13 protein-coding genes are annotated in these 13593 nt (G+C 56.6%); 6 read left to right on the forward strand and 7 right to left on the reverse strand.

The features are described from left to right. Nucleotides 1–46: 46 nt before the first annotated feature. Nucleotides 47–889 (reverse strand): 16S rRNA (cytidine(1402)-2'-O)-methyltransferase, encoded by an 843-nt coding sequence (rsmI, locus tag LC093_RS13760; protein ID WP_226665777.1) that lies wholly within the window; start codon nucleotides 887–889, stop codon nucleotides 47–49. Nucleotides 890–924: 35 nt separating this feature from the next. Between rsmI and LC093_RS13765 the strand changes: the two genes are divergently transcribed. The 4 genes from LC093_RS13765 to LC093_RS13780 are packed head-to-tail and all read left to right on the forward strand — an operon-like array spanning nucleotide 925 to nucleotide 4473. Next, nucleotides 925–2820 (forward strand): penicillin-binding protein activator, encoded by a 1896-nt coding sequence (locus LC093_RS13765; protein ID WP_226665779.1) that lies wholly within the window; start codon nucleotides 925–927, stop codon nucleotides 2818–2820. Nucleotides 2821–2867: 47 nt separating this feature from the next. Then, nucleotides 2868–3248 (forward strand): YraN family protein, encoded by a 381-nt coding sequence (locus LC093_RS13770; protein WP_226665781.1) that lies wholly within the window; start codon nucleotides 2868–2870, stop codon nucleotides 3246–3248. A 28-nt stretch (nucleotides 3249–3276) separates the two neighbouring features. Further along, nucleotides 3277–3870, forward strand: coding sequence for an SIS domain-containing protein (locus LC093_RS13775; protein ID WP_226665784.1), 594 nt, complete (start codon nucleotides 3277–3279; stop codon nucleotides 3868–3870). Between the two features lie 3 nt (nucleotides 3871–3873). Next, the gene (locus LC093_RS13780) at nucleotides 3874–4473 is read left to right on the forward strand and encodes a BON domain-containing protein (protein ID WP_226665787.1); all 600 of its coding nucleotides are present in this window, start codon (nucleotides 3874–3876) and stop codon (nucleotides 4471–4473) included. 100 nt (nucleotides 4474–4573) lie between these two features. Here LC093_RS13780 and LC093_RS13785 read toward each other — a convergent pair whose 3' ends face one another. Then, nucleotides 4574–5764: an acetyl-CoA C-acyltransferase gene (locus tag LC093_RS13785; protein WP_226665789.1), complete on the reverse strand. Its 1191-nt coding sequence runs from the start codon at nucleotides 5762–5764 to the stop codon at nucleotides 4574–4576. 243 nt (nucleotides 5765–6007) lie between these two features. Between LC093_RS13785 and LC093_RS13790 the strand changes: the two genes are divergently transcribed. Both LC093_RS13790 and LC093_RS13795 read left to right on the forward strand, forming a co-directional pair. Further along, nucleotides 6008–6604 (forward strand): LemA family protein, encoded by a 597-nt coding sequence (locus tag LC093_RS13790; protein WP_226665791.1) that lies wholly within the window; start codon nucleotides 6008–6010, stop codon nucleotides 6602–6604. Between the two features lie 11 nt (nucleotides 6605–6615). Next, complete coding sequence (locus LC093_RS13795) at nucleotides 6616–8580, forward strand: M48 family metallopeptidase (RefSeq protein WP_226665793.1); 1965 nt, start codon at nucleotides 6616–6618, stop codon at nucleotides 8578–8580. 139 nt (nucleotides 8581–8719) lie between these two features. On the opposite strand, the gene LC093_RS13800 is transcribed toward LC093_RS13795, so the two are convergent. The 5 genes from LC093_RS13800 to petA form a co-directional block, all read right to left on the reverse strand. Next, on the reverse strand, nucleotides 8720–9343 hold the full coding sequence (locus LC093_RS13800) for a Yip1 family protein (protein ID WP_226665796.1): 624 nt from the start codon (nucleotides 9341–9343) through the stop codon (nucleotides 8720–8722). 186 nt (nucleotides 9344–9529) lie between these two features. Continuing rightward, nucleotides 9530–9922: a ClpXP protease specificity-enhancing factor gene (locus LC093_RS13805; protein ID WP_226666232.1), complete on the reverse strand. Its 393-nt coding sequence runs from the start codon at nucleotides 9920–9922 to the stop codon at nucleotides 9530–9532. A 23-nt stretch (nucleotides 9923–9945) separates the two neighbouring features. Then, complete coding sequence (locus LC093_RS13810; protein WP_226665798.1) at nucleotides 9946–10575, reverse strand: glutathione S-transferase N-terminal domain-containing protein; 630 nt, start codon at nucleotides 10573–10575, stop codon at nucleotides 9946–9948. 128 nt (nucleotides 10576–10703) lie between these two features. Then, nucleotides 10704–12905: a ubiquinol-cytochrome c reductase gene (locus LC093_RS13815; RefSeq protein WP_226665801.1), complete on the reverse strand. Its 2202-nt coding sequence runs from the start codon at nucleotides 12903–12905 to the stop codon at nucleotides 10704–10706. Continuing rightward, a complete protein-coding gene (gene petA / locus LC093_RS13820; RefSeq protein ID WP_226665803.1) occupies nucleotides 12902–13501 on the reverse strand; it encodes a ubiquinol-cytochrome c reductase iron-sulfur subunit in 600 nt (199 codons plus the stop codon). The genes LC093_RS13815 and petA overlap by 4 nt, the downstream gene beginning before the upstream one ends. Nucleotides 13502–13593: the final 92 nt, after the last annotated feature.

Raw genomic sequence — 13593 nt, forward strand, 5'->3', positions numbered from 1 at the left:
AATCACGGCACCAGGGGAATGCAAGCACTGTAACCGCCGGGATTCACTACTTCTGCTCCAGAGACCAGTTGTACAGCGCTTTCTTGTTTACCCCGGTGATTTCAGCAGCAATGGCGGCAGCCCGCTTGGGGGGCAACTCGCCCATGAGTAATTGCATAACCCGGAGCGACTCAGGGTCTAACTCAGATGTTTTTTGTGGTTCCGCACCCCGCACCAGAAGTACTATCTCCCCCCGCTGCTGGTTTGGGTCCTCACGCACCCATGTGGATAACTCCGCGAGTGGTGCCAGGTGGATTGTCTCGAAGGCTTTGCTGATTTCCCGGGCAATGACCGCCTCGCGTTCTGCCCCGAAAATCTCGGCCATAGCGGAGATCGTATCGGCCACGCGATGCGGCGCCTCATAGAAAACCATGGTCCGCTCTTCCCCCGCCAGCTTCTGTAAAGCCTTCTCGCGGGCCTGGGACTTCGCCGGCAAGAACCCTTCAAACGTGAACCGATCACTGGGGAGACCCGCCGCGGAGAGCGCCGCAACAAAAGCGCAGGCCCCCGGAATCGGCACCACCTGAATACCTCGTTCTCGCGCAACGCGGACCAATCGATAGCCCGGATCAGATATGAGCGGTGTTCCAGCGTCAGAGATCAGGGCGACCGTTTTTCCGCCCTCAAGTTGACCGAGCAGCCACTCGGTACGCTGATCGTCCGAGTGGTCATGGTAGGCGGCCAGTGGCGTTTCTATGTTGAAATGGGAAAAAAGTCTCTGACTGTGACGGGTGTCTTCCGCCGCAACCAGATCCGCGGATTGTAGAACTTCAACGGCTCGCGGTACCATATCCGCCAAATTGCCAATGGGTGTAGCGACGATATAAAGCAGCGCTTTATCCGGCCCCATAGTTCACTCCAAAATAAGTTTTGTGGGAGAAGAATATGTCCGCCCTTTTACGGCGCACCCCTGTTTTTGCCGCCAGCCTGCTGGCCCTTGCCCTTGCGGGCTGTCAAACACCGAGTACTGAGCCCGGCACACGGATCCCCGCGCAGGCCAATGCAGCCGTCGCCGACCGGCAAAGCGCCATTACCCTGCTCAACCGCGCACGTGAGCTGCCGGCTCCCGAGCGGGACCAGGCACAGCTGCAAGCGGCCGCCATTCTATACACTCTGGGCGATAACGCGACGGCCACTCAAGCTGCCAGCCAAATTGACGCACAAAACCTGACCGACAGAGAGTACGCTCGCTACGCACAGGTGTACGGCGAGCTGCTGATGTCCCAGGACGATTTCTTTCAGGTCCAGGACCTTGTGAGCGCTCCGCGCCTGGAGCAGTCCTGGTACCAGATCCCGGCAGAAACGGCGCTGCCGCTGCGCAACCTGCGCGCGGACCTGTGGAGCCTGATGGGCGATATCGACGGCGGAATCAACGAGCGCCAGCGCATCGCGGCCATCGCCAGCGACGATGACAGCATCAACGCGAACAATGATGGCTTCTGGCAGCTGCTGACCCAATTGCCTTCCAGCGAACTGCAACGACGTGGCGAAGAAGCGCTGAGCGCCGATATGCGCGCGTGGTACCAACTCGCACTGCTCGGTCGCGATACCCAGGCCGATATCAGCACCCAGTTGACAGCGTTGAGCCGCTGGCGCCAACGGTGGCCCAGCCATACCGCCGTCAGCCATCCACCACAGGCCCTGCAGCTGCTGGAGCAACTGGCTAGCCAGCGGGCACAGAACGTCGCCCTGCTGCTACCCCTCTCGGGCCCCCTGGGAGCGGCCGGTCGCGCCATCCGAGACGGCTTTATGGCCGCCTACTACAGTTCGCTGGATGCTGGCGCCCCCACCCCGGAAGTCCAGGTCTACGATACCGGCACCGCTCGTCCGTTTGATGAGGTCTACCAGATGGCGGTCAACAACGGCGCCCAGTCGATTGTCGGCCCGCTGGATAAAGACAAAGTGGCGAACCTGCTCGCCACAGAAAAACTTCCTGTCCCCACACTCGCGTTAAATTACGGAGACAGCGGACGCCTCACCGGTGACCTGGTCCAGTTCGGTCTCGCGATTGAGGACGAAGCCCGTCAGGTTGCCCAACAGGCCTATCGGCTCGGACATCGTCAGGCCATGATCCTGGCCCCTGAATCCGGTTGGGGACAGCGCGGCGTAGAGGCCTTTACTGAAGAATGGAACCGTCTCGGTGGCAGTGTCAGCCTGAGCCAGAATTACCGTGACAGCACCAATTTCTCACAGCTGGTCAGCGATGCGCTGCTGATTTCCGAGAGCAAGAGCCGCGAACGGGCGCTGCGCAGCAAACTCGCTACCGGGCTCAAATTTAACCCGCGCCGGCGCGGTGACGTGGATATGCTGTTTATGCTCGCGCAGCCCCAGCAGGCCCGTCAGATCAAGCCCATGCTGTCGTTCTTCTATGCCGGTGATCTGCCCGTATTTTCCACATCCCAGGTATTTGCCGGCACCGTGGACCGCCAGCGTGACCGGGATATTAACGGCGTCCGATTTACCGCGCTTCCCTGGCTGTTTGAAGACAACAACCAGACCAAGCAGAATATTGTGAAGCAGGTATCCCCGGCACCGGCCTTTGCGCGCCTCTATGCACTGGGCGCAGACGCCTTCCGCCTCTACCCGCGCCTACCCATGCTGCGACAATTCCCCAGTCAACAGGTATATGGCCTCACCGGCGCTCTCAGCCTCTCCGCGGATGGCCGCGTAGTACGAGAGCAAACCTGGGCAAAGATCGATAGCGGTGCCCCGGTGCCCATCACTACCGTAGAAGAGAACCGTCAGCCACAACTGCAAGACGAGAGCGCGGCTTCATACTGACGGTTTCTCCGCTAATTTTTACAACCGCTCCATAGAAAAGGAATTTTATGGACACACAGGCTGTTGGCTCACAGATGGAAGACGCTGCAGCGCGCTATTTGCGCGCCGCAGGGCTGAAAATTATCGAACGCAATTTCTGTAGCCGGTTCGGTGAGATAGACCTGATCGCGAAGGACCGCGAAGTTCTGGTGTTTGTCGAAGTTCGCTTTCGCCGCAACAATCGGTTCGGCGGTGCCGGCGTTACCGTTGACCGGCGCAAACAGAGTAAACTCCAGGCTACCGCCAGCAACTACCTCCAGTACCGGAATTTGGACTGTCCATGTCGGTTTGACGTTGTTGCCATCGAATATAAAGGCCACAATGCCGCCCCCTTGCAGGAATCACCAGAACTGCAGATTGAATGGGTAAGAAATGCGTTTGGACAGTAGCCACAGCCAGAAGGACAACACTAACTAGATGGAACAGAGAGTCGTAACCCTCTTTCACCATAGTATTGAAGCCACAATGAACGCTGGTGAACTTCTGGCACCTTTGATTGCCGAAGCCAGCGAGATGATCGTGCATACCCTGCTGGCAGAGAACAAATTACTTATTTGCGGAAACGGCCTGAGCGGCGCGCTCGCACAAAGCTTCTGCGCACACCTGCTCGGCGGGTTTGAAAGGGAGCGCCCCGGACTTCCGGCGATTGCCCTGAATGGCGATGCGATTACCACCAGTACAGTCGCACGCAATCACGGCCGAGCAGAGTCATACGCTCGCCAGATACGAGCTCTCGGCCAGCCCGGGGACCTACTGGTAATCATCAGCCCCGATGGCAGGGACTCAAATCTGGTCCAGGCGATTCGCGCAGCCCACGATCGGGACATGGGCGTGCTCGCGCTGACCGGCGGCGATGGGGACAGTGACTGCACCGCCCTGCTGGATATTCACGATATCGAACTGGGTGTGCCATCCAACGTTGCCGCAGAGGTGCACCAGGTACACTTACTCACCATTTTCTGCCTGTGCGACCTGATCGACAGCAGTCTTTTTGGCGGATACGAGGAATAAATAATGCGAAGCAAAATCGCCCTACACAAAGGAAAACTGATCAAATTCCTGCTCGCAAGCTGCACAGTCGCGCTTCTCGGTGGCTGCGCGACGGTGCTCGATGCCACCCACGATGGTCCTATTCAGCCGGATCCGGGCGAGCGCTCATTCGGCACTTATATTGATGACCAACAGCTCGAAACCATCACCAAGGTCAATATTGGCAAGGCCCACCCTGTACTCAAGCAGGCCAATATTGATGTGACCAGCTTCAATGGCGTCATCCTGCTCACCGGGCAGGTGCCGGACAACGAGCTGCGCAACCTGGCCGGTCGCACAGCGCAGCAGGTGCACTCTGTACGTCAGGTCTATAACGAGATTCAGGTTCGCGGTACCACCTCGGTACTGGCCCGTACCAGCGACACCTGGCTGACCACCAAGGTAAAAGGTGTGTTGATGACGGACAAGGAAGTAGACAGTGGCCGTATCAAGATCATCACTGAAAACGGGGTGGTATACCTGATGGGTCTGCTTACCCGTCAGGAAGCGGAAAATGCGGCAGAAGTCGCGCGCACTGTTGGCGGCGTACAGAAAGTCGTCAAAGCTGTTGAGTATATCGACTGAACAAACGGCAGCGACAAACCCAGTAAATAAAAACGGAGGCTTACGCCTCCGTTTTTATTTGGGCCGCCAGCAAGGCAGCCTACAAGTATATCGGTATCGCTCAGGGACGCTCGATCGCCACCGCCGTAGCCTCACCGCCGCCAATACACAGGCTCGCGACACCTTTTTTCAGGTCGCGATTTTCCAGTGCCGCCAGCAGGGTCACGATCACGCGCGCACCACTTGCGCCCAGCGGGTGTCCCAAGGCACAGGCACCGCCATTCACATTGACTTTATCGTGTGGCAGTTCCAGATCGCGCATGGCCGCCATGGTCACTACAGCAAAGGCCTCATTGATTTCAAACAGGTCAACGTCGCCCACCGCCCAGCCAGTGTTTTCCAGCAGTTTTTTCATCGCGCCAACCGGTGCGGTAGTAAACCACTCCGGTTCGTGGGCGTGCTGGGTCTGGGCACACAGAGTAGCGAGCACCTTCAGCCCGCGCGCTTCGGCCTCACTTGCACGCATCAGAACCAGCGCAGCGGCACCATCAGAAATAGAGCTCGCATTCGCCGCGGTTACAGTTCCGTCTTTGCGAAATGCCGGTTTCAGCTGCGGAATCTTATCCGGGCGCGCATTACCGGGCGCTTCGTCTACAGAAACCTCAACATCCCCTTTGCGGCCGCGAATGGTTACCGGGGAAATTTCCCGCTCGAATGCACCATTTTCAATCGCCGCGTTGGCTCGAGCCAGGGACTCCAGAGCAAATGAATCCTGCTCTTCGCGGGTAAAGCCATATTTGTCAGCGGTACTCTCGGCAAAATTACCCATCAGTTTGCCATCGTAGGCATTTTCCAGTCCGTCTGTGAACATATGATCCTGAACTTCGCCATGGCCCAGTCGCATACCACCGCGAGCCTTTGGAAGCAGGTACGGCGCGTTGCTCATACTTTCCATTCCGCCAGCAACCACGACTTGCGCGTCACCGGCGAGCAGCGCATTTCGGGCCATCATCACCGTCTTCATCCCGGAGCCACACACTTTGTTGACCGTCGTGGTGGGCACCCCCTCGGGAATTCCAGCGCCCAAAGCCGCCTGACGAGCCGGAGCCTGACCGACACCTGCCGGCAGTACACACCCCATCAGCACCTCATCCACATCGGCAGCATTGATGCCTGCATCCTCCAGAGCAGCCCGTATTGCAACTGCGCCCAACTCCGGAGCGCTCATCGCGGACAACGCGCCCTGCATCGCGCCCATCGGCGTGCGCGAAAAGCCAACGATGACCACCTGGTCTGAATTGTTATTACTCATAGGATTACTCCGAATTCTGGTCTTTGCCGCAGCCTGACGGCCTGGCGGCGTCTCATCATCTTTACGGCTGCCGATTATACCGGATGGAAGATTGGCAGCGCCTATCCACCTTTGGGAGCATAAAACCACGCTCGCAGTCCCGTCGCCGCAACCCGGGCCCGTGATAGTATCCCATGCGACCATTCATTTTCACTGACCGATTTATACGGACCGATTTCTCACCGCCCTAGCGAGGCCCAGTGCATGGACATGACTACGATCGTTTGGCTCGTCGCCCTAGCCGCTTTATTTTTCTACATCATCAGTATTTACAACCGACTGGTGACGCTCAAGCACCGCTACGAAAATGCGTTTGCCCAGATTGAAATACAGCTGAAGCGCCGCTACGACCTCATCCCAAATCTCGTTGAGACCGCAAAGGCATACCTGAAACACGAAAGGGACACCCTCGATTCCGTTATCAACGCGCGCAACGCGGCCATTGCAGGACTAAAAGCCGCCGCCAGCAACCCCAGCTCTGCCACGGCCATTTCAAGCCTGGGGGACGCCGAGGGTGCTTTGACCAGTGCGCTCGGCCGGCTGAATGTCGTGGTTGAAGCCTACCCGGATCTGAAGGGGAACCAGAATATGCAGCAACTGAGTGAAGAGCTGACGACAACAGAGAACAAGGTTGCCTTCGCGCGCCAGGCGTTCAATGACTCCGTGATGGCATACAACATCTTCAGGCAGAGCTTTCCGCCGGTATTTTTTGCCGGGTTCTTCGGACACAGGAAAAATGGGAAATTGCTGGAGTTTGCCGATTCCGAAGCTTTTCAGGCTGCACCGCGCATTGAATTCTGACGGTGCCAGCCATGAACTTTTTCGAACATCAAAATGAAGCCCGCAGAAGCACAACCCTGCTGTTGACCCTGTTTGTGGCCACGCTGTTGTGCCTGGTCGCCATCACAACCCTATTTGCTGCCGCAATCCTCCAGTTTTCCAGGGCACAGCCTTTTTCTGTCGCAGATATTGGGCAAACCATGGGGTGGGAAACGGTCGCAGGCATCGCAGTCTTTATAACGGCGGTGGTGGCCATCGCCAGCCTGTACAAATGGCGCCAGCTGGCCGACGGCGGGCGCACAGTGGCGGAAGCGCTGGGTGGCCGCAAGATCAATACCTGCGCGAAAGGCGCCAACGAACAGCAAGCCCTGAACGTGGTCGAGGAAATGGCGATCGCATCAGGCACCCCGGTTCCAGACCTCTACATACTGGATGACCGGTCAATCAATGCTTTTGCGGCAGGCTACGAGCCTGGGGACGCCGTAATCGGCATTACCAGGGGATGTATCGAGCAATTGACCCGGGAAGAACTGCAGGGCGTTATCGCCCATGAGTTTAGCCATATTCTCAATGGCGACATGCGCCGCAACATCCAGCTTGTCGGACTGCTTCACGGTATTCTGATTATCGGGCTCGCCGGCTATTGGCTCATCGACAGGATCAACTGGTCGAGTCGACGGGGCAATCGCGGCTTCCCCGCAACAGCCATTATCGGCGCAGGTCTGGTGGCCATCGGCTACACCGGGACCCTGTTCGGCAATCTGATCAAATTCGCGGTGAGCCGACAGCGGGAGTACCTGGCCGATGCCTCCGCGATCCAGTACACCCGCAACAATCAGGGACTGGCCAGCGCTCTGAAAAAAATCGCTGGCCATGAATCGGGATCCAGAATCTCCGCCGCGAAAGCGGCGGAGTACAGCCATATATACTTTGCCAACGGCGTGCGATCCTCGCTGGCATCCTTATTTTCAACGCATCCACCTATCCAGCGGCGCATTCGGCGCATCGACCCATCCTGGAGCGGCGAGCTCCAACAACGTGAACCGGGCTCGGCGCCAAACACACTAAGTCCAACAGTGGATAGCATGCGCCACCATCAAACCCTTGGCGCTCACCAGCCCCCTTACGGACCCGGCGACACGGTAGACTGCGAGACCCTGACAGATGTGATCGACAACCGCATTGGCAAGGCTACAAGCCACCAATGCGCCCTCGCGCAGCAGCTTCTCGCCAATACGCCGCAGGTGCTGCAGAACGCTGCCCGCGATCCCTTTGCAGCCAGAGCCCTTGTCTACGCCTTGCTCCTGCATCCCGACCAGCGAACCACACAACTGGAGCTGCTCAACCAGATCGCCCACCCGGCCGTGATGCGCACGCTACTCCAGCTTCTCCCATCTATCGACGTGATGGATAAGGCCTGCAGGTTGCCCCTGCTGGACCTCTGCGTCCCGGCATTGAAAGATCTTGTGCCCCAGCAATATCAGGTGTTCAAACGCAACCTGATCAAGTTGCTGCGCAGTGATGCACGAGTGGATATTTGGGAGTGGGCACTTTACCGGGTATTGATGCATGCGCTGGAAGGCCGCCCGGATCGCCAGCGCCTCAGTAAGGCTCCCCAAGCTCTCGACGATGCCTGCCGCTACCTTCTTGCGGCCATGGCACACACCGGAAACGCAGAGTACCTGCCTGCCAAGCGCGCCTACGATCAGGGGCTGAGAGCATTGGGGATGGAAGTAACCCCACTTCCTGCAAAAAGCGACATTCTACTTCAGCGGCTGGATAAGGCTCTGGTGATTACAGAGCAGCTTCCACCACTGAAGAAACCCTCATTACTCAAGGCCATTGTCATGACTCTCGCACACAACGGCGCAGTCTCCCCGGCGGAGTTTGAGTTATTGCGCGCAATGGCCGACTGCCTGAACTGTCCGATGCCGCCTCTGTTACCCCCGGGCAGCGGCTGCACCGCGAACGTCGCACATACAACGGTCACCGCCTGAGAGGCCAAGCCTATTTACGTGTGACGCCGAAACAATCCCCCAAAAACAACAAAAGCCGGCAGACTCGCCGACTTTTGTTGTTTCTGGTGCTGGTACACGCAATATCAGCAGCCAGCCGATTCTCAGCTACTTGAGACTCTTAAGGGTAAGCGTGCTGATAGACCGGCCCCACTCCCATCGTCCAGACGATTACCGACGTTACCAGCATCGTCACCATCATCACCAGCCCGACGGTTAATACCGCGCCGGCATAGAGGAAGGCTCGCTCCTTGCTCATATTCATCAGGATCGGAATACCTTCATAAATCAGATAAACCGCGTAGGCGCCTGCCAGCCCCATCACTGTGACAACCAACCAAAGGTGTGGATACAGCAAGACAATGCCCGCAAGGAGAACCGGCGTCGTCACAAATACCGCCAGAGCGGTACCCTCGTAATGCCGGGTCGGTTCATCCCCCTCCACACCGTAGGCCTTCGCCATCCAGTTAATAAACTCCCCGAGCAGATAAATTCCTACGAGAAGTGCGATATAAGTGGCCAGAGCCAGTGAGGCCGCACTGGTGGGCGTCAACTTGGCCGCGTGACCGCCAAGCTTGAATCCAAAAACGGTGACGCCAATATATCCCGCTATGCAGGGAATCAGGGCCAGGATTGGCACATGGCTGAAGAAGACTTGCAGAAATGAGTGTCTGTCCGACCGAATGGCCTTCCACTCTCTATCCGGGTTAGTAAAAATTCCAATGGTGTGGCTTAGCAGTTTCACACGGCTCCCTCCAATATACGGCTTGCTTGCAGTATCGGAAGGACAGGACGAATTCACCAATAAAGAACAGGATTAAGGCGTCAGTTTTTACCTGGGTACTGTCTTACTTTGGTGCAACTGGAACTTTAGTGCAGGAAAAAGAGGCGAGGAACAGGAGGGGGGAAGACACCCCCTCCTGTAAAAGGATCACTTCACCACGCGTAAAGCGGGCTTTTTGGCGGGCTTTTTCAACGTTGTGGGAGGTGTGGGCTCCGGAGGTTCAGGTGTTTCTTCCGGTTCAAACACCATACCCTGACCGTTTTCCCGGGCATAAATCCCCACGACTGCACCAACTGGTACCTGAATATCAGTTGGCACACCACCGAAACGGGCATTGAAACGGATTGCATAGTCATCCATCGTCAGCCCCGCCACCGCGGACTCAGACACATTGAGAACAATCTGCCCATCCTCATTCACATGCTGTTGCGGCACTAACACTCCCGGAAGGTGTGTATCCACCAGCAGATAAGGCGTACATTTATTGTCCGTAATCCACTCGTAAAATGCCCGTAAAAGGTACGGTCGATTGGATGTCATCGGCGGCTTGTTCAATCAGCACCTCAGGAGCGCATTTCGCGCTCATATTCAGTCAGGCTCTGCTGGAAAGCTTCGCGAGCGAAAAGCCGGTCCATGTAATCCAGCAGTGGCTTGGCTTGTTTGGTCTTCGGTAGAGCAATTTCCAATTGCTCCAGACGCCACAACAGCGGAGCCATACAGCAGTCAACGAGGGAGAATTCCTCGTTAAAGAAGTACGGCAGGTCGGTAAACATTGGCGCGATACCTACTAGGCTGTCACGCAGCTCTTTGCGAGCCGCCGCCGCATCTTTACCACCCGCGAGGATTTTATCCACAAGCGGGCACCAGTCGCGCTCGATACGGTACATGATCTGGCGACTCTGTGCACGAGCCACCGGATACACCGGCAACAGCGGCGGATGTGGGAAGCGCTCGTCAAGGTATTCCATCATCACCTTGGTTTCAAACAGCACCAGTTCACGATCGACCAGGGTAGGCAGGGAGTTGTAGGGGTTGAGATCCGCCAACTCGGCCGGCTTGTCATCCGGATCAACGTCGATGATATCGACAGAAACACCTTTTTCCGCGAGCACAATGCGCACACGGTGGCTGAAATGGCAACGACCATCAGAAAAGAAGGTCATAGAGGAGCGCTTGTTGGTCGGCACACCCATTGTGTAACTACCTCGATCTACTGTACCGGCACGATTGCCGGCCATCATTCAAAAATAGAAAACGGGTGGTAGGGCTTAGCCCGGCTTTGCCGGCGGCCCACCACCCGATTTACTGGATCTACTGTCGCTTAGTGATGGATGTCTTTCCAGTACTCGCGATTCAGCAGCCAGGCAAAGATAAAGAACACCAGGATGAACGCCAGGACGTAGAAACCAATACGCTTACGGGTTTCTGCCATCGGCTCGGCGATGTACTCCATGAAGTTCACCAGGTCAAAGACTGCCTGATCGTACTCCACGTCAGTCATGGAGCCCTTCACTTTATTCACCTGCAGGCTTCCGCAACCGGCATCCATAATCGGGTTGCCCATTTCGTCGCGTACCACATGTCCATGATCACGCTTCGGACCCGGAGCGCATTCAGGCAAACCCTGAAGCTCCATCAGCACATGCGGCATACCCACATTCGGGAATACTTTGTTGTTCACGCCGGTAGGACGGCTCTCATCTTTGTAGAAGCTACGCAGGTAAGTGTACAACCACTCTGGAGAGCGAGCGCGAGCAACCAGGGTCAGATCCGGCGGAGTTGCACCAAACCAGGTCTTGGAATCGTCCGGCTTCATGGAGATTTCCATCAAGTCGCCGATTTTGTCGTCACCCAGAACCAGATTCTGCAGCATCAGCTCGTTCGGGATGTCCAGATCAGTGGCAACCCTTTCCCAACGGGAAAAGTTAGCACTATGACATCCCATGCAGTAGTTCACGAAGTACTTGGCACCACGCTGTAGGGACGGCTTGTCGTTCAGGTCGATGTTGATGTGATCCAGCTCGACGCCGGTTGACGCACCGACCGCCTTGATCGGTATGAAAGTCATCAGCAGAACTGCAATCAGACCACCAATCAACAGAGCAAATGACTTGCCGCCAGACGGACTGGTAACACGCTTCGGCTCAGGGTGAACGACATCCAAGTTGGCAACCAACGGCAGCACAATAAACAACGCCGCGAACAAGTGACACAATATTGCCAGAAACAGACTTGCTTCCCAGTTACTCCAACCCATCAAGATGAACATTATTCCGAAAATAACACTCACCACCCAAGAAGCCACACCTTTGCTAGATGTCGGGTTGGACCAAATGGGCATGGTTACGAAGTACGCGAAGTAGAACAGCGTAGCAACCTGCGCCAGGAAGTTACGGCCCGGCGACGGGGACTTGACGCCCAGGTAGCCCAAGATGATGAATACCGCCGCAAATACCAGCAGCAACGTTTTCGGCAGCCAACCTTTGTAACGAATGGACTTAACCGGGCTCTTATCGAGCCAAGGTAGAACAAACAGGATGGCAATTGCCGCACCCATGGCCACCAGGCCAAGGAACTTCGCCGTCAACGGACCGATATCCATGGTCACAGCACGCAGAACTGCATAGAACGGCGTGAAATACCACACCGGTGCAATGTGCTCAGGCGTTTTCAGCGGGTTAGCTTCTTCGAAGTTTGCGTACTCGAGGAAGAAGCCGCCCATTTCAGGGAAGAAGAACACCACGACACAGAAAGCGAACAGGAAGACGGCCACGCCAACCAGATCGTGAACAGTGTAGTACGGGTGGAACGGAACGCCATCCAACGGAATGCCGTTTTCGTCTTTGTTCTTCTTGATCTCAATACCGTCGGGGTTGTTGGAACCCACTTCGTGCAGCGCGAGGATGTGCAGAACAACCAGCAGCACCAGCACCAGAGGTAGTGCAATCACGTGCAGGGAGAAGAAACGGGTCAGAGTAATACCGGAAATCAGGTAGTCACCGCGAATCCACTGCACCAGATCTTCACCGATACCCGGAATAGCACCAAACAGGGAAACAATTACCTGTGCACCCCAGTAGGACATCTGGCCCCACGGCAGCACGTAACCCATAAAGGCTTCAGCCATCAGTACCAGGTAGATACACATCCCGAAGATCCACACCAGCTCGCGCGGTGGCTTATAAGAGCCATACATGAGGCCGCGGAACATGTGCAGGTACACCACCACGAAGAATGCGGAGGCACCAGTGGAGTGCAGATAGCGGATCAACCAGCCCCAGTCGACATCACGCATGATGTACTCAACAGAGGCAAAAGCGCCGTCTGCAGACGGGTTGAAGCTCATGACCAGCCAGATACCGGTTAGCAGCTGGTTTGCCAGTACCAGCATCGACAGAACGCCGAAAAAGTACCAGAGGTTGAAGTTCTTGGGCGCGTAGTACTTGCCCATGTGGGTATCCCACGCCCGGTAAATCGGCAGGCGCTGATCAACCCAATCTCCCAATGCGGTTAGCCAGTTCATGCGCTGCCCTCCTGATCCACACCAATTACGATTACGTCGTCACCTTCATAGGAGTACGGTGGCACATCGAGATTGGTCGGCGCCGGAACGCCTTTGTAGACCCGGCCAGCCATATCGTACTTAGAACCGTGGCAGGGACAGAAGAAGCCGCCCATCCACTCACTGCCGCCGAGGTCTGCAGCGCCGACTTCAGGACGGAACATCGGCGCACAGCCCAGGTGGGTACACAGACCAACCAGCACCAGAAGCTGAGGCTTGATCGCGCGGTTTTCCGCGTCAACATACCCTGGCTGTTTGGATTCTGCCGACTTCGGATCGCGCAGGAAAGGATCAACCTTGACCAGGTTTTCCAAGGCTTCCTGGGTGCGTCGCACCACGTAAACCGGCTTGCCACGCCACTCAACGGTGACCATCTGGCCCGGCTCAAGCTTGCTAATGTTGTATTTTACTGGCGCGCCAGCGGCTTTCGCCTTGGCACTCGGATTCCAGGAGGCGACAAAAGGTACCGCTATCCCGACTGCGCCTGCACCACCCACCACAGAGGTGGCCGCGGTCAGAAACCGGCGACGCCCTACATTTACACCGTCATCACTCATGACGTAGTTCTCCCATCACAGCATCCCCCGGACAATCCGGGACCAGCTGGCCCAAACCCAAAGAAAACTGGTGATATCCTGCAGCTAAGCCT

The sequence above is a fragment of the Microbulbifer aggregans genome (assembly GCF_020524005.1).
GTDB classification, from domain to species: Bacteria; Pseudomonadota; Gammaproteobacteria; order Pseudomonadales; family Cellvibrionaceae; genus Microbulbifer; species Microbulbifer aggregans_A.

What these genes read in the sequence shown, in the direction of transcription:
- LC093_RS13775 (WP_226665784.1), top strand. Translation starts at nt 3,277, where the DNA reads ATGGAACAGAGAGTCGTAACCCTCTTTCACCATAGTATTGAAGCCACA.
- LC093_RS13780 (WP_226665787.1), top strand. Translation starts at nt 3,874, where the DNA reads ATGCGAAGCAAAATCGCCCTACACAAAGGAAAACTGATCAAATTCCTG.
- LC093_RS13790 (WP_226665791.1), top strand. Translation starts at nt 6,008, where the DNA reads ATGGACATGACTACGATCGTTTGGCTCGTCGCCCTAGCCGCTTTATTT.
- rsmI (WP_226665777.1), bottom strand. Translation starts at nt 889, where the DNA reads ATGGGGCCGGATAAAGCGCTGCTTTATATCGTCGCTACACCCATTGGC.
- petA (WP_226665803.1), bottom strand. Translation starts at nt 13,501, where the DNA reads ATGAGTGATGACGGTGTAAATGTAGGGCGTCGCCGGTTTCTGACCGCG.
- LC093_RS13815 (WP_226665801.1), bottom strand. Translation starts at nt 12,905, where the DNA reads ATGAACTGGCTAACCGCATTGGGAGATTGGGTTGATCAGCGCCTGCCG.
- LC093_RS13770 (WP_226665781.1), top strand. Translation starts at nt 2,868, where the DNA reads ATGGACACACAGGCTGTTGGCTCACAGATGGAAGACGCTGCAGCGCGC.
- LC093_RS13795 (WP_226665793.1), top strand. Translation starts at nt 6,616, where the DNA reads ATGAACTTTTTCGAACATCAAAATGAAGCCCGCAGAAGCACAACCCTG.
- LC093_RS13765 (WP_226665779.1), top strand. Translation starts at nt 925, where the DNA reads ATGTCCGCCCTTTTACGGCGCACCCCTGTTTTTGCCGCCAGCCTGCTG.
- LC093_RS13805 (WP_226666232.1), bottom strand. Translation starts at nt 9,922, where the DNA reads ATGACATCCAATCGACCGTACCTTTTACGGGCATTTTACGAGTGGATT.
- LC093_RS13785 (WP_226665789.1), bottom strand. Translation starts at nt 5,764, where the DNA reads ATGAGTAATAACAATTCAGACCAGGTGGTCATCGTTGGCTTTTCGCGC.
- LC093_RS13810 (WP_226665798.1), bottom strand. Translation starts at nt 10,575, where the DNA reads ATGGGTGTGCCGACCAACAAGCGCTCCTCTATGACCTTCTTTTCTGAT.